This window comes from Caulobacter sp. GW821-FHT10F06 (genome assembly GCF_058809215.1).
On sequence record NZ_JBXASK010000009.1, the window covers coordinates 36,194 to 49,677 of the forward strand.

13 protein-coding genes are annotated in these 13,484 nt (G+C 67.7%); 7 read left to right on the forward strand and 6 right to left on the reverse strand.

The features are described from left to right. Positions 1-21 precede the first annotated feature (21 nt). Together pseB and pseC are read left to right on the forward strand one after the other, a co-directional pair. A complete protein-coding gene (pseB, locus tag AC1RUS_RS19065) occupies positions 22-1,059 on the forward strand; it encodes a UDP-N-acetylglucosamine 4,6-dehydratase (inverting) (protein ID WP_492918160.1) in 1,038 nt (345 codons plus the stop codon). Continuing rightward, a complete protein-coding gene (pseC, locus tag AC1RUS_RS19070) occupies positions 1,059-2,219 on the forward strand; it encodes a UDP-4-amino-4,6-dideoxy-N-acetyl-beta-L-altrosamine transaminase (RefSeq protein WP_492918161.1) in 1,161 nt (386 codons plus the stop codon). The genes pseB and pseC overlap by 1 nt, the downstream gene beginning before the upstream one ends. 156 nt (positions 2,220-2,375) lie before the next feature. Here pseC and AC1RUS_RS19075 read toward each other — a convergent pair whose 3' ends face one another. Together AC1RUS_RS19075 and AC1RUS_RS19080 are read right to left on the reverse strand one after the other, a co-directional pair. After that, on the reverse strand, positions 2,376-2,687 hold the full coding sequence (locus tag AC1RUS_RS19075; RefSeq protein WP_492918162.1) for an EthD family reductase: 312 nt from the start codon (positions 2,685-2,687) through the stop codon (positions 2,376-2,378). Positions 2,688-2,757: 70 nt separating this feature from the next. Next, entirely contained in the window at positions 2,758-4,464 is a 1,707-nt protein-coding gene (locus AC1RUS_RS19080) for a hypothetical protein (protein WP_492918163.1), read from the reverse strand. Positions 4,465-4,691: 227 nt separating this feature from the next. Between AC1RUS_RS19080 and chvI the strand changes: the two genes are divergently transcribed. From chvI to AC1RUS_RS19105, 5 genes are all read left to right on the forward strand, one after another. Continuing rightward, the gene (chvI, locus tag AC1RUS_RS19085; RefSeq protein ID WP_492918164.1) at positions 4,692-5,405 is read left to right on the forward strand and encodes a two-component response regulator ChvI; all 714 of its coding nucleotides are present in this window, start codon (positions 4,692-4,694) and stop codon (positions 5,403-5,405) included. Then, on the forward strand, positions 5,374-6,990 hold the full coding sequence (chvG, locus tag AC1RUS_RS19090) for a two-component sensor histidine kinase ChvG (RefSeq protein ID WP_492918165.1): 1,617 nt from the start codon (positions 5,374-5,376) through the stop codon (positions 6,988-6,990). Before chvI ends, chvG begins: the two co-directional genes overlap by 32 nt. Next, positions 6,987-7,421, forward strand: a complete 435-nt coding sequence (locus AC1RUS_RS19095) for an HPr kinase/phosphorylase (protein WP_492918166.1) — start codon at positions 6,987-6,989, stop codon at positions 7,419-7,421. Before chvG ends, AC1RUS_RS19095 begins: the two co-directional genes overlap by 4 nt. A gap of 75 nt (positions 7,422-7,496) precedes the next feature. Continuing rightward, the gene (locus tag AC1RUS_RS19100) at positions 7,497-7,901 is read left to right on the forward strand and encodes a PTS sugar transporter subunit IIA (protein ID WP_035046027.1); all 405 of its coding nucleotides are present in this window, start codon (positions 7,497-7,499) and stop codon (positions 7,899-7,901) included. Next, positions 7,898-8,176: an HPr family phosphocarrier protein gene (locus tag AC1RUS_RS19105; RefSeq protein ID WP_492918167.1), complete on the forward strand. Its 279-nt coding sequence runs from the start codon at positions 7,898-7,900 to the stop codon at positions 8,174-8,176. Before AC1RUS_RS19100 ends, AC1RUS_RS19105 begins: the two co-directional genes overlap by 4 nt. A gap of 161 nt (positions 8,177-8,337) precedes the next feature. Here AC1RUS_RS19105 and AC1RUS_RS19110 read toward each other — a convergent pair whose 3' ends face one another. From AC1RUS_RS19110 to bioB, 4 genes are all read right to left on the reverse strand, one after another. Next, complete coding sequence (locus tag AC1RUS_RS19110; protein ID WP_492918168.1) at positions 8,338-9,090, reverse strand: hypothetical protein; 753 nt, start codon at positions 9,088-9,090, stop codon at positions 8,338-8,340. A 45-nt stretch (positions 9,091-9,135) separates the two neighbouring features. Continuing rightward, positions 9,136-9,480, reverse strand: a complete 345-nt coding sequence (locus tag AC1RUS_RS19115; RefSeq protein WP_492918169.1) for a hypothetical protein — start codon at positions 9,478-9,480, stop codon at positions 9,136-9,138. Between the two features lie 100 nt (positions 9,481-9,580). Further along, complete coding sequence (locus tag AC1RUS_RS19120) at positions 9,581-12,331, reverse strand: M16 family metallopeptidase (protein WP_492918170.1); 2,751 nt, start codon at positions 12,329-12,331, stop codon at positions 9,581-9,583. 115 nt (positions 12,332-12,446) lie between these two features. After that, positions 12,447-13,463 (reverse strand): biotin synthase BioB, encoded by a 1,017-nt coding sequence (gene bioB / locus AC1RUS_RS19125; protein ID WP_492918171.1) that lies wholly within the window; start codon positions 13,461-13,463, stop codon positions 12,447-12,449. Positions 13,464-13,484 lie beyond the last annotated feature (21 nt).

Genomic DNA, 13,484 nt, shown 5'->3' on the forward strand with positions numbered 1-13,484 from the left:
GGGCGTCTTGGGGAGGCTTAAGTGGGCCGTTTTTCTCCGAAATCCCTCGATCTCGACGGCAAGGTGATCCTGGTCACCGGCGGCACGGGCTCGTTCGGCCGCCGCTTCATCGAGACCGTCCTGAAGCTCTCCAAGCCGCGCAAGGTGATCGTCTACTCCCGCGACGAATTGAAGCAGAGCGACATGCAGCTGGAGCTGCGCGAGCAGTTCGACGAGGCCACCTACGCCAAGATGCGCTTCTTCCTGGGCGATGTGCGCGATCGCGAGCGCCTGACCCTGGCCCTGCGCGGGGTCGACATCGTCATCCACGCCGCCGCTCTGAAACAGGTGCCGGCCGCCGAGTATAATCCCTCGGAGTGCATCCACACCAACGTGCTGGGCGCCGAGAACGTGGTCTGGGCCAGCCTGACCAATCATGTGAAGCAGGTGGTCGCCCTGTCGACCGACAAGGCCTGCAACCCGATCAACCTCTATGGCGCGACCAAGCTGGCCTCGGACAAGACCTTCGTGGCCGCCAACAACCTGTCGGGCGACATCGGCACCCGTTTCGCTGTGGTCCGCTACGGTAACGTCGTAGGGTCTCGCGGCAGCGTCGTGCCGCTTTACAAGCGTCTGCTGGCCAACGGCGCGACCGAGCTGCCGATCACCGACGAGCGCATGACCCGCTTCTGGATCACCCTGAACGAGGGCGTCGATTTCGTGCTCTCGTCGCTGGACCTGATGCGCGGCGGCGAGATCTTCGTGCCGAAGATCCCGTCGATGACCATGCCGGACCTGGTCAAGGCGATGTCGCCAGACGCCGGGATCAAGGTCATCGGCATCCGTCCGGGCGAGAAGCTGCACGAGATGATGATCAGCGCAGATGACGCCCGCGCGACCATCGAGCTCGAGGATCGCTACGTGATCGAGCCGACCTTCGTCGAATATCCCCGCAAGCGCTTTGGGGCCGACGACGGCGCCAGGCCGGTCGCGGAAGGCTTCTGCTACAGCAGCGACAACAACGACGACTGGCTGTCGGCCCCCGGCCTGCTGGCCATGCTGGAGGAGAAGGCGGGCTGATGGCCCTTCCCTTTCTGCCCTACGGTCGCCAGACCATCGAGGACGACGACGTCGCCGCTGTGGCGGCCGCCCTGCGCGCCGACTTCCTGACCACGGGGCCGACCGTCGAGGCCTTCGAGACCGCCTTCAAGCAGAAGGTTGGCGCCGGCCACGCCATCGCCGTGGCCAACGGCACCGCCACTCTGCATCTCGCCATGATAGCGCTGGGCGTGGGCGAGGGCGATGTCTGCATCGCGCCGTCCGTCACCTTCTTGGCCACCGCCAACTGCGCCCGCTATGTCGGAGCCGAGGTGGTGTTCGCTGATGTCGACCCGGCCTCGGGCCTGATGACGCCCGATACGCTGGCCGATGCGCTGCAGCGAGCGGGCGATCGCCGCGTGAAGGCCGTGCTGCCCGTGCACTTGCGTGGCGACGTCTGCGACCTGCCGGCGCTGCGGGCCATGGCCAGCGCGGCCGGGGCGGTGCTGGTCGAGGACGCGCCGCATGCGTTGGGCTCGATCGGGACCTTCGACGGCGTCGCGCATCCGGTCGGCGACGGGGCCTATTCGGCCTTCGCCAGCTTCTCGTTCCACCCGGTCAAGACGCTCGCCACCGGCGAGGGCGGCATGCTGACAACCAACGACCCCGAACTGGCGGCGCGGGCCCGCAGCTTGCGCGGCCATGGCATGGTGCGGCCGCCGGGCTCGGACCCGTGGTGGTACGAGATGCCGGAGATCGGCTTCAACTACCGCATCCCCGACGTGCTGTGCGCCCTGGGGATCTCACAGCTGGCCAAGCTCGACCGCTTCGTGGCCCGCCGCCGCGTCCTGACCGCGCGCTATGTGGAGCGGCTGGCCGACTTCAAGGGCGTGAAGCTGGCCGACAGCCCGGCCTGGTCGAACCCGGCCCTGCACCTGCTGACCGTGCTGATCGACTTCGAGGCCCTGGGGGCCTCGCGCCGGACGGTGGTCGACGGGCTGAAGGCGCAAGGGGTCGGTACGCAGGTCCACTACATCCCGGTGCACCGCCAGCCCTATTACGTGAAGCGCTACGGCGTGCTCGACCTGCCCGGCGCCAATGCCTGGTACGACCGCTGCCTGACCCTGCCGCTCTATCCCACCATGGCCGACAGCGACGTCGACCGGGTGGTCGACGCTTTGGCCAAAGTGTTGGCGCGTTAGAAATCGCCTTTTCCGGATACCAATAGCTTGTCATCCCGGCCGCAGCGAAGCGGAGAGCCGGGACCCAGGGGCACCGCAGTGCTCCTGGGTCCCGGACAGCCTCTGCGAGGCTTCCGGGATGACAAGGCAGTTTAAGATCGACTTGGGTCGGAGCGGCTAAGCCAGCGCGCTGACCTGCGCGACCGGCTGGATGTCGGTGAACATCGCGACGTCCGCCAGCACCGCCGGCGCGCGGGGTCCGCCCATCGAGGCCTGCAAGGCTCCGGCGTCGCGGAACTTCAGATGCGCCATGGCGACGTAGGGCGCGGCCCCGCCGTCGCCGGCCGACAGGCCGTGGAACACCTGCACGTCGACCAGGCCGGTGTCGGCGAAGGCCTCCTTCACCAGCGGAATGTGGGTCGCGTCATAATAGGCCGCGTCGAAGCGCGCGCCTTCCGACGCCGGATAGAGAACGCTGAAGATGATCATGTCGCTTCCCCCTTCGGTCGCCCTGGCGGCGCCGTTGTAGAGAAGACTTAGGGACGCGCGCGGAAAAACGCTACGCCGCCGCCTTATGCTGGGTCAGGCTCTTGAGCAGGTCCATGGTCGCCGGCGAGGCGGCCAGTTCTTCCCGGGCTTCCGGGGCGCGGGCCAGCTTCAGGGCTTCCAGGCGGGCCTTGTCGGCCACCGGACCGGTGGGACCGGCCTCGCCCATGGCCAGCTTGACCAGCAAGGCCAGGCGATGGGACAGCGGCGCGGGCGCGCGGACCAGCATCGTCACCAGGCGGGCGTCGGCCTCGACCTGGGCGCCGAGTTCGCCCAGCTTGGCGCACAGCGGCTCGTAGTCTTCGCGAACCAGACCCGAGCGCGACACGGTGCGTTGCAGCAAGGCGAGCGACGCCAGTTTCGACACCGGCGAATCCGGACCCTGGCGCAATTCCTTCTCGAACCGCAGGGCGGTGATGTTGGCGCTGAGCCAGCGGGCGGCCTGGCGCTTGTTGACCGCGCCCATGACGTTCTCCGCCAGGCGGATCAGGATGGTGACCTCTTCGCGGGCCGAGCGGTCGCGACCCAGCAGGGCCTCGATGAACTCGCCGTTCAGCAGGGTCTTGGAGCGGGTGGTGAAGGCCGCCTGGATGTCTTCGGCCGGCAAGATGCGGCCGGCGGCGGCGGTCAGGCTCATGGCCAGGGCCCGCAGGAATTCGATTTCCTGTTCGGCGTCGTTCGGCTTCAGCCGGCGCACGCCGTTCAGTTCCTTGAGCACCCGCTTGGCGATCGAGGCGCGCACGGGCGCGAAATGGTCGCCGCTGAGCCATTCGGACAGGCGCTTGGCTGTGCCCGACAGCTCGGGCATGCAGGCGCGGACCTGGGCCTGCATGCGGATCAGGGCCTCGACCTGAGCGCCGCCCGTCAGACGGGTCATGGCCGCCAGGGTCGAGCCGAGGTCGTCGCTGGTGCCCAGCAGGTCGGCCATGCCGGCGCGCGAGCCGATGATCTCGGCCAGCGGCTGTTCGATGGCGTGCAGGGCCACGGCGCGGGGCCCGGGTTCGGTCGGAGCCGCATCGGCCAGGTCCAGCAGGCGGGCGATCTTGTCGGACCAGCTGACGCCGGGCGCGATCGAGGCGGCGACGCCGGCCCCCAGCAGGAAGGCGCGATCGGGATCGGTGGCCAGGCGCGTGGCGGCCTTGGAGAAGCCCTCCTTGTCCAGGTCGGGCAACTGGCCCTTCTTGAACGCCTTCATCAGGTTGGCGACCGAGCGCTCGACCAGCGACTGGAAGGTGCGGATCAGTTCGTGGACCGAAACGCCGCGGGCTTCCGCCTCGGGAATGGCGATCTTCTGCAGGGCGTGCTGCAGGTCGGTGCCGGAGGCTTCCAGCTTCTCGACCAGGTCAGGACGGTGCAGCAGCTCGAACGGCGTGGCGTTGTGACGCGCCAGCCAGCCGTCCAGCAGGCGGCCGATACGGTCGCGCGCGTGAGCGGTGTAGAGGTCCGCCGGCTGCACGCACAGCGGATCCAGATCCTCGACTTCCTTCTTCGGCTTGCCGCCGTCGACCATGCCCTTGGTGAAGATGGCGATGGATTTGTACTCGCCGGTCGAGGCGTCGAGGGTTTCCTTGCTGACGCGAACGGCCACGGCGCGGCCGGCGTTGAGGCATTCTTCGGCGTTGGCCAGGGCGGTCGCGCGGACTTCGGTGGCCATGTCGAGTGTCCACTGCGCGCCGACCTTTCGGCGCACAAACAGCTCGTAATGGACTTGATCACTCATGGGCTATCCGCTCCCCGAGCGTTGGTTATGGGATACAACACCTTAAAGCGAGGTTGAGGCGTGTATCGAATGCTGGCGCTTTGCGGACCTTGCAGCCGCATTGCCGCCACGCTGGAGCCGCAAAGGTCGGCGAAAGCTCCGGAAAGCTTTACCGCTCAGCGCGTTGATGACTGGGCGGGCGGTCGATAGGATCGCAACGAACGAAGGTGAAGGATCAGACGGGCTCCATGGCCGCTATCACGCTCATTGACGACGACGAGAACATCGTCGCTTCCGTCTCGCTGGCCCTCGAAAGCCACGGCCACACGGTCAAGGCCTATTACGACGGCGCCTCGGGCCTCGAGGCGGTCGAGAACCAGACCCCCGATCTCGTCATTCTCGACGTGAAGATGCCACGCATGGACGGCATGGAGGTGCTGCGCCGCCTGCGTCAGACCTCCGAGATCCCGGTGATCATGCTGACCTCGAAAGACGACGAGATCGACGAGATCCTCGGCTTCAACCTCGGCGCCGACGACTATATGCACAAGCCGTTCAGCCAGCGTCTGCTGCTGGAGCGGGTCAAGGCCGTGCTGCGCCGCGCCCGTCCGGAAGAGGACGAGCCGGCCTCGGCCGGTCCCGCCGGCGCCGCCAATTCCAAGGTGATGAAGCGTGGCAAGCTGACCCTGGACGCGGCCCGCCACGACAGCCTGTGGGATGGTCGCCCCGTGCGGCTGACCGTCACCGAGTTCCTGCTGCTGCAGTCGCTGGCCCAGCGCCCCGGCTTCGTGAAGAGCCGCGACAACCTGATGGACGCCGCCTACGACGATCAGGTCTATGTCGACGACCGCACGATCGACAGCCACATCAAGCGGATGCGCAAGAAGTTCCGTCAGGTCGATCCCGAGTTCGATTCCATCGAAACCCTGTATGGCGTCGGTTATCGCTATCGCGAGGCCTGAGGGCGCGGTCGAGACCGGCGCGCCCAGGCGTCGCTGGTCCTGGCCGCGCGCCTCCCGCCTGGGCCGGCTGATCATCGGGCTCAACGTACTGGCGCTGGCGATTCTGGTGATCGGCGCGCTGGTGCTCAACGAGCTGCGCAGCGGCCTGGTCAATGCGCGGATCGACGGCCTGACCACCCAGGGCGAACTGATCGCCCGCGTCATCGATCAGCTGGCGACGGTGGGGGAGCCCGAGCCGGCGCTCGACGCGCCGACCGCCAGCACGATTTTCCAGCTGCTGTTCATCCCGCGCTCGCAGCGGGCCCGGCTGTTCGACGCCCAAGGCCATGTGCTGGCCGACAGCTTTGTGGTCGCCGATCGCGTGGAGTGGAAGGTGTTGCCGCCGGCCCGCAAACCGGGCCAGAGCGACGAGTCCGCCCATGTCGACCCGAAGGCCGAGGCCAAGGCCGAACGCGCCCGTCAGGCCCTGGCCGACGAGATCGCCCTGGCCCAGCGCGGCAAGCCCGTGTCGGGGCGGCGCATTTCCGAGAACGGCGAGCGGGTGGTGTCGGTCTCCATCCCGATCCAGCACGTGCGGGCGGTCCTGGGCGTGTTGACCCTTGAAGCCAACGACGTCGACGAGATCATCGCCGCCGAGCGCTTCGCCCTGCTGCCCTTCATCCTGGTGGCGATCACCGCCACCCTGATCTCCAGCATCCTGCTGCACCGGTTGATCGCCGAGCCGGTCATGCGCCTGTCGCGGGCCGCCGACCGCGTGCGACTGGAAGGCGCGCGCGCCATCTCCCTGCCCGACATCGCCAGGCGCCAGGACGAGATCGGCGACCTTTCCCGCGCCTTGGAGGAGATGACCCACTCGCTGTCGGAGCGGATGGACGGCATCGAGCGGTTCGCCGCCGACGTGGCCCACGAGATCAAGAACCCGCTGACCTCGATCCGCTCGGCGATCGAGACCCTGGATCTGGTCACCGATCCGGTCGCCCGGGCCCGGCTGCTGGCGATCCTGCAGAACGACGTCAACCGCCTGGATCGTCTGGTCACCGACATCTCCAACGCCTCGCGACTAGACGCCGAGCTGTCGCGCGAGGCGCCTCGCGCGCTGGACCTGGCCAAGCTGCTGGCCGAGGTCGCCAGTCTCTACGAGGCCCAGCTACGCCCCGGCGACGCGCCCGGCAGCGTCAGGGTCTCGGTCTCGACCGGTGACGCCCAGGGACCCGCCCGGCTGATGGCGCGCGAGACGCCGATCGGCCAGGTGTTCCGCAACCTGATCGACAACGCCCGCTCGTTCAGCCCCGCCGACGGCGAGGTGCGAGTGTCCCTGACCCGGGCGCGCGGCCGGCTGGTCTCGACCATCGACGACGACGGGCCCGGCATTCCGCCCGAGAACATCGAGACCATCTTCGAGCGCTTCTACACCTCGCGCCCGAAGGGCCGGGCGTTCGGCGGCAATTCGGGGCTGGGCCTGTCCATCGCTCGCCAGATCGTCGAGGCCCATGGGGGCGAGCTGAAGGCCGAGAATCGCCTGGACACCTCCGGTCACGTCATCGGCGCCCGCTTCACCGTCGACCTGCCGGAAACCAGGGAATGATCCGCCACGCCGGCCTTGTCGCGCGTCGCGTCGGCGGCGCGTGGCGCGGAGCCCTGATCGAAGGTGCGTCGGGCGTCGGCAAGAGTGACCTCGCGCTGCGGGCGATCGAATCAGGCTTCGCCCTGGTCGCCGACGACCGCGTCTCCGTCTTCGTTTCCGGAGGGCGCCTGTACGGTGTCGCCCCGCCGCCGCTGGCCGGTCTGCTTGAGATTCGCGGTCTCGGTGTGGTTCCCCAGCCAGCTCGTTCGACCTGCGAAGTGTCGGTGCTGGTGCGCTGCGTCGACGCGCCTTCGGGCGTGGAACGCCTGCCGGAGCGGCGTTTCGAGACGATTCTGGGCGTCGACGTTCCCGTTTTCGACCTGTGGCCCCGGGAACCCGCCGCGCCCGCGAAAATCAGACGCATGCTGGAGCATCTTGGAGTCGCTCTCTAACGAGCGTATCAAGTGCGCCCGCGCGGCTTCTCCCGGCCGCCACGGGTTATGGGGATCCCGTTTGAGAAATCAGGCATGATCGGGCTCGTGATCGTTACGCACGGGCGTCTGGCGGAGGAGTTCGTCTCCGCCATGGAACATGTGGTCGGACCGCAGACCGCCGTGAAGGCGATCTGCATTGGTCCGGAAGACGACATGGAACGCCGCCGGTCCGACATTTTGAAGGCCTGCGCCACCGTGGACAGCGGCGGCGGGGTCATCCTGCTGACCGACATGTTCGGCGGCACGCCCAGCAACCTCGCCATTTCGGTGATGGAGCAGACGCGCGCCGAGGTCATCGCCGGGTTGAACCTGCCGATGCTGATCAAGCTGGCCAGCGTGCGCCAGCGCGAGGACCTGCAGTCCTGTGTCGCCCACGCCCAGGAGGCTGGACGGAAATATATCTCCGTGGCCTCCTACGTGCTCGCGGGAGAAAAATGAGTCGCATGGCGGCGAGAACGGTCGAGATCGTCAACGAACGGGGCTTGCACGCCCGGGCCTCGGCCAAGTTCGTGAAGATGGCGGCAGGGTTCGACGCCGAGGTCACCGTGAGCCGCGACGGCTCCTGCGTTGACGCGCGCTCGATCATGGGCCTGATGATGCTGGCCGCCGGCATCGGCTCCACCATCGACATCGCGGCGGACGGCCCCGAGGCGGAAGCCGCCGTCGATGCGCTCAGCGAACTGGTGGCAAACCGGTTCGACGAGGAGCGGTAGTTCCTCGCCCAGCGTGTTCCCCGTCCTTCGACAGGCTCAGGATGAGGAACACTCTGAACGTCTTGCGGTCGAAAACCTCATCCTGAGCTTGTCGAAGGACGAGGTTTTCGCATCCTGATGCGGCCGCATCCCCAGTCAAACCGGAGATGCGGCGCTTTCCATCAGTACGGACGAGCGGTCGGCGAGACGATCGGGCCATCGGTGCGGCGCAGTTCATCGTCAGTGATCGCCACATCGTCGGTCGGCGAGAAGGCGCGTTGTTCGCCATACAGCGTGCGCTCGCGACCGATCTGCTCGGTGCTGTAAGGCGTGGCGGCCGGGTCGAAGCCGGTCCAGCCGGTTTCGCGATAGGCGCCGCCGCGGCTCAGGGCGTCCACCCCGCGCCGGTCGTTCAGGATCGTTTCGACCAGGGTGATCTCGTCGCCGCTGGCCTTGACGCTGACCAGGGTGCCGCCGCGGCGTACGCCCTCAGCATAGACATTGGCCTCTTCATCGCTGTGACCGGCTTCCTTCAGCGCGCCCAGCAGGCCGCCCGTGGCGCCGCCCGCGATCGCGCCGGCCACCGCGCCGACGGCCGTGGCCGCCAGCCAACCGGCGGCGACCACCGGACCCAGGCCCGGGATGGCCAGCATGCCGAGGCCCGCCAGCAGACCAGCGCCGCCGCCGATCACGCCGCCCGTGGCCGCGCCCTTGCCGGCGCCGTCGGCGACGTCGTTCTCGCCGTCGCCATTGCGGTCGCCCAGCGGACCCGTATTGGCCGCGCCGCCGGCGTGCTTGTGGCCTTCATGCCAGTTGTCGGCATTGTTGGAGACGATGCTGATCTTGTCGTGGTCGATGCCGCGCGCTTCCAGGTCGGAGACGGCGTCGAGGGCTTGGGTGTGGCTGTCGAACAGCCGGGTGATCGTCTTGCTCATGGCGTGTTTCCCGAGATTTTTATGATGTGAGAGGACGTCGGAGACCTAGAGCGCGGTGATCGCGCCCTTGTAGTCGATCGAGACGCTGACCTTCTTGCCGTCCTTGGTGGCGTTGCCCTGCCAGACGCCGTTGGCGTTCTGGTTCAGCGGGCCCAGCTCGGTGTAGCCGGCCTTTTCGATGGCTTCGCGGGCCTGGTCGGCGGTGTAGGAGCTGGCGCCCGGCGTCGGGCCGCTTTCACCGGTGGTCGGCGCGGTGTCGACCGCGACATTGGCCGGCGCCTCGGCGGTCGAAACGGCCGGGCCTTCGACCTTTTCGTGGTCGGCGTTCTTCTGGCCGCAGGCAGCCATCAGCATCGCGGCGAGCGCGACGCCCATCATTGGTTTCAACATGTGGTGGATCTCCCAGAGGTCCGGAATGAAGCCTCTGGGAGAGGGAAGGTTCCGGCGCCGCGCGGTCCTTTTTACAGAGCCAAGCTGCGCCGTAAGCCCGCTATTTCAACGGCTTGCCGTCGGCGTCGACGACCTTCAGATCCAGCCCCAGGCCTTTCAGCTTCGGCTCGATCACGGCGCGGTCGCCGACGATGAGCCAGATCATCTCGCCGGGCTTCACCGCCTTCTTGGCGGCCGCCGTGGCCGTGTCTGTGGTCACCGCGCGCACCTGGCCCGGATAGGCGTCGAAATAGCCGTCCGGCAGGTTGTAGTTGACCAGTTCGGTGATCGAGCCGCTGACGGCCCCCGAGGTTTCCCATGCGCCCGGCATCGACAGGATCAGGCCGTTCTGGGTCTTGGCCAGTTCGGCGGCGGTCACCGGCTTGTCGCCAATGACGCCGGTCAGCTCCTTGCGGGCTTCGGTGAAGGACTCGGCGGTCTTGTCGGTCTGCACCGGGGCGTAGGCCACGAACAGGCGCGTGCCGCGGCCAGCCCGGACATAGCTGCCCGCGCCGTACGACCAGTGCTTGTCCTCGCGCAGGTTCATGTTCAGGCGCGAGACGAAGTCGCCGCCCAGCAGGGCGTTGACGGTGTCGATCGCCGCCTCGTCCTTGGGATCGCGCGGGGCCAGCAGGTTGCCGGCCATGATCATCGACTGCTGGGCGCCGGGCTTGTCGATCAGATAGACCGCGCCCTTTGTCGCCGGGGCGTCGACCGGCGCCTTGGTCTTGGACGGCGCGCCCGACCAGCCGCCCAGCTGGGCCTCCAGCTTTGGCACGATCTCTTCGAGGGTGGTGTCGCCAACCACGACCAGGGTCGCGCCCTTGGGCTGCAGCCAGGTCTTCTGGAAGCGGACCAGGTCATCGCGGGTGATCGAGGCCAGCGAGGCTTCCGTGGTCAGCTGGCCGTAGGGCGAGCCCTCGCCATAGGCCAGGGCCGGCAGCAGGCGCGAGGCCATGGCGTTGGGGTTCTGCTTCTGCTGCTGCACGGCGGCGATCCGCTGGCGCTTCTGGCGCTCCAGGTCCTCGGGCTTGAAGGCCGGATTGCGCAGCACGTCGGCATAGATCGCCAGGGCCGGGTCGACCGTGGTGGTCAGGGCGTTCAGCGACAGGTTGGAATAGTCCAGCGCCCCGCCGCCGCCGATCCCGGCGCCCAGCTGGGCCAGTTCGCGGCTGATGGTCAGGCCGTCGCGGTTGGCGGTGCCTTCGGTCAGCATGGCCATGGTCAGGCCCATCAGCCCGGCCTTGTCGCCGGCCTCGGCCGCCGCGCCGGCGTCGAACAGCAGGTTGAACTGCACCATCGGCGTCTCGTGGCGCTCGGCCAGGATCACCTTGACGCCGTTCGACAGGGTGGCGCGCTTGAGCGGCACGAAGGCCGGGGCCTTGGTCTCGCCGACGCTCGGCATGGTCTTGCGATCCGCGCCTGTCGTCGCCGCGGTGTAGTTGGGGAAGGGCGATACGGTCAGGGTGAACGACCCGTCGCTCAGCCACTTGCGGCCGGCCGCCAGCAGGTCGCCGGCCTTGGCGTTGCGCACGCGATCCAGCTTGGCCTTGTAGGCGTCTGGATCGCCCAGGAAGACCTGGTTCTGCGCCAGGATGTCGGACTTGCCGCCGAAGCCGCCGATCCGCTCGGCGCCGCGCACGAAGCCGGCCAGGTTGCCGGTGCGGACCTTGGCCACTTCCTCGGGCGTGGGCCCGTCCTTCAGCAGGCGCTGGAACTCTTCCTCGAAGGCCGCCTCGACCTTAGCCGCGTCGCCGCCCGGCTTGACGGTGAGGGTGACCATGAACTGGCTGCCCAGCTCGCTGGGCGAGACCGAGGCGCCGACCGTGGTCGCGGTCTGGTCGGTGTAGACCAGGCGCTTGTAGAACCGCGAGGTCTTGTCGGAGACCATCACGTCGCTGAGCAGGTCCAGATAGTCGAGCTCGGCGTCGCCGAAGGCCGGCACGTTCCAGACCTTGTAAATGCGGGTCTGGGGCACGCGGTCCTGCATCTCGGCGCGCTGTTCGCCGTTGCGCTTGGCGACCCAGACCTTCTGGCGGGTGAGGGGCGGGCCCGAGGGGATGTCGCCGAAATACTTCTCGACCTTGGCCTTGGCTTCGGCCGGGGTGATGTCGCCGGCCAGCACCAGGGTGGCGTTGGCGGGGCCGTAATAGGTCTTGAACCAGGTCTTCACGTCGTCCAGCGAGGCGGCGTCGAGGTCCTCCATCGAGCCGATGACGGTGTGGCCATAGGGATGGTCACGGTCGTAGGTGCTTTCGGTGATGACGTCCCAGACCTGGCCGTAGGGCTGGTTCTGGCCCTGGCGCTTCTCGTTCTGGACGACGCCGCGCTGCTCATCGAGCTTGGCCTTGTCGATCGCGCCGACCAGGTGGCCCATGCGGTCGCTTTCCAGCCACAGCACCTGGTCCAGCGCGGCGGTCGGGACGTTCTGGAAATAGTTGGTGCGGTCCTCGTTGGTGGTGCCATTCATGTCGGTGGCGCCCAGCTTCTCCAGCGCCTTGAACCAGTCGTCGTTGAAGTTCTCCGAGCCGTTGAACATCAGGTGTTCGAACAGGTGGGCGAAGCCGGTCTTGCCGACGGGCTCGTTCTTGGAGCCGACGTGGTACCAGATGTTCACCGCGACGATCGGGGCCTTGTGATCCTCGTGCACGATCACCGTCAGGCCGTTGGACAGCTTGAAGGTGGTGTGCGGGATCTCGACCGCCGGCAGCTGCGCCAGCTGTCCCGTGACCTTGGCCTTGGGCTGGGCGAGGACAAGCGTCGGCGACGCGATCAGCAGAGCCGCGACGGCGGCGGAAGCGAACAACTTCATGGAAAGCCCCGATAGGACCGCGCCAGACTGCGCGGAGACCTAGACCATAGGTTGTGACCTGTGGCGGGCAAGAGCGACCGTCATGGGCCGCATTAAATTTCCGTCAGAATCGCGCCTATTCGGCGGCGATCGTCTCGGCGTTGGCCTGGCGCGACCCCATGGGGCGCAGGTCCAGGTCGTGCAACAGCCTCGAGTCGGCGTCCATGTCCGGCAGAGGCGTGGTCAGCAGCTTGCCGCCGACGAAGATCGAATTGGCGCCGGCCAGGAAGCAAAGGGCCTGCAGCTCGCGGCTCATCTCGTCGCGGCCAGCCGACAGGCGAACCATCGACTTGGGACAGACGATGCGGGCCACGGCGATGGTGCGCACGAACTCGATGGAGTCGATGGCCTTGTCGCCGTCCTTCAGGATCTTGTCGCCCAGCGGCGTGCCGCTGACGGGCACCAAGCCGTTGATCGGCAGGCTGTCGGGGTGAGACGGCAGGGTGGCCAGCTGGCGCAGCAGGCTGGCGCGGTCGCGACGGGTCTCGCCCATGCCGACGATGCCGCCGCAGCAGGTGCTCATGCCCGCGTCGCGCACATAGGCCAGGGTGTCGAGGCGCTCCTGGTAGGTGCGGGTCGTGACCACGTCGCCGTAGTATTCCGGGCCGGTGTCGAGGTTGTGGTTGTAGTAGTCGAGGCCGGCGTCCTTCAGCGACTTGGCCTGCTCAGGCGTCAGCATGCCCAGGGTGGCGCAGGTCTCCAGGCCCAGGGCCTTCACGCCGCCGATCATGGCCGCCAGCTTGGGCAGGTCGCGGTCTTTCAGTTCGCGCCAGGCCGCGCCCATGCAGAAGCGCTGGGCGCCGCCGTCGCGGGCCTCGCGGGCCTTGGCGATGACGACGTCGGCGTCCATCAGCTTCTCGGCCTTCAGGCCGGTCTTGAAGTGGGCGCTTTGGCTGCAATAGCCGCAGTTTTCCGCGCAGCCGCCGGTCTTGACCGACAACAGCTGCGACAGCTGCAGCTCCGAGGGATCGAACCAGGCCCGGTGCACGTTGGCGGCCTGGAACACCAGTTCCATGAACGGCAGGTCGAACAGGGCCTCGACCTGAGCCAGGGTCCAATCGTGGCGGGGCGCTGCGGCGTTGATCTGAGTCATGGCGCGAACGTTTGAACCGGA

What these genes read in the sequence shown, in the direction of transcription:
- pseC (WP_492918161.1), top strand. Translation starts at nt 1,059, where the DNA reads ATGGCCCTTCCCTTTCTGCCCTACGGTCGCCAGACCATCGAGGACGAC.
- AC1RUS_RS19075 (WP_492918162.1), bottom strand. Translation starts at nt 2,687, where the DNA reads ATGATCATCTTCAGCGTTCTCTATCCGGCGTCGGAAGGCGCGCGCTTC.
- AC1RUS_RS19080 (WP_492918163.1), bottom strand. Translation starts at nt 4,464, where the DNA reads ATGAGTGATCAAGTCCATTACGAGCTGTTTGTGCGCCGAAAGGTCGGC.
- chvI (WP_492918164.1), top strand. Translation starts at nt 4,692, where the DNA reads ATGGCCGCTATCACGCTCATTGACGACGACGAGAACATCGTCGCTTCC.
- chvG (WP_492918165.1), top strand. Translation starts at nt 5,374, where the DNA reads ATGGCGTCGGTTATCGCTATCGCGAGGCCTGAGGGCGCGGTCGAGACC.
- AC1RUS_RS19095 (WP_492918166.1), top strand. Translation starts at nt 6,987, where the DNA reads ATGATCCGCCACGCCGGCCTTGTCGCGCGTCGCGTCGGCGGCGCGTGG.
- AC1RUS_RS19100 (WP_035046027.1), top strand. Translation starts at nt 7,497, where the DNA reads ATGATCGGGCTCGTGATCGTTACGCACGGGCGTCTGGCGGAGGAGTTC.
- AC1RUS_RS19105 (WP_492918167.1), top strand. Translation starts at nt 7,898, where the DNA reads ATGAGTCGCATGGCGGCGAGAACGGTCGAGATCGTCAACGAACGGGGC.
- AC1RUS_RS19110 (WP_492918168.1), bottom strand. Translation starts at nt 9,090, where the DNA reads ATGAGCAAGACGATCACCCGGCTGTTCGACAGCCACACCCAAGCCCTC.
- AC1RUS_RS19115 (WP_492918169.1), bottom strand. Translation starts at nt 9,480, where the DNA reads ATGTTGAAACCAATGATGGGCGTCGCGCTCGCCGCGATGCTGATGGCT.
- AC1RUS_RS19120 (WP_492918170.1), bottom strand. Translation starts at nt 12,331, where the DNA reads ATGAAGTTGTTCGCTTCCGCCGCCGTCGCGGCTCTGCTGATCGCGTCG.
- bioB (WP_492918171.1), bottom strand. Translation starts at nt 13,463, where the DNA reads ATGACTCAGATCAACGCCGCAGCGCCCCGCCACGATTGGACCCTGGCT.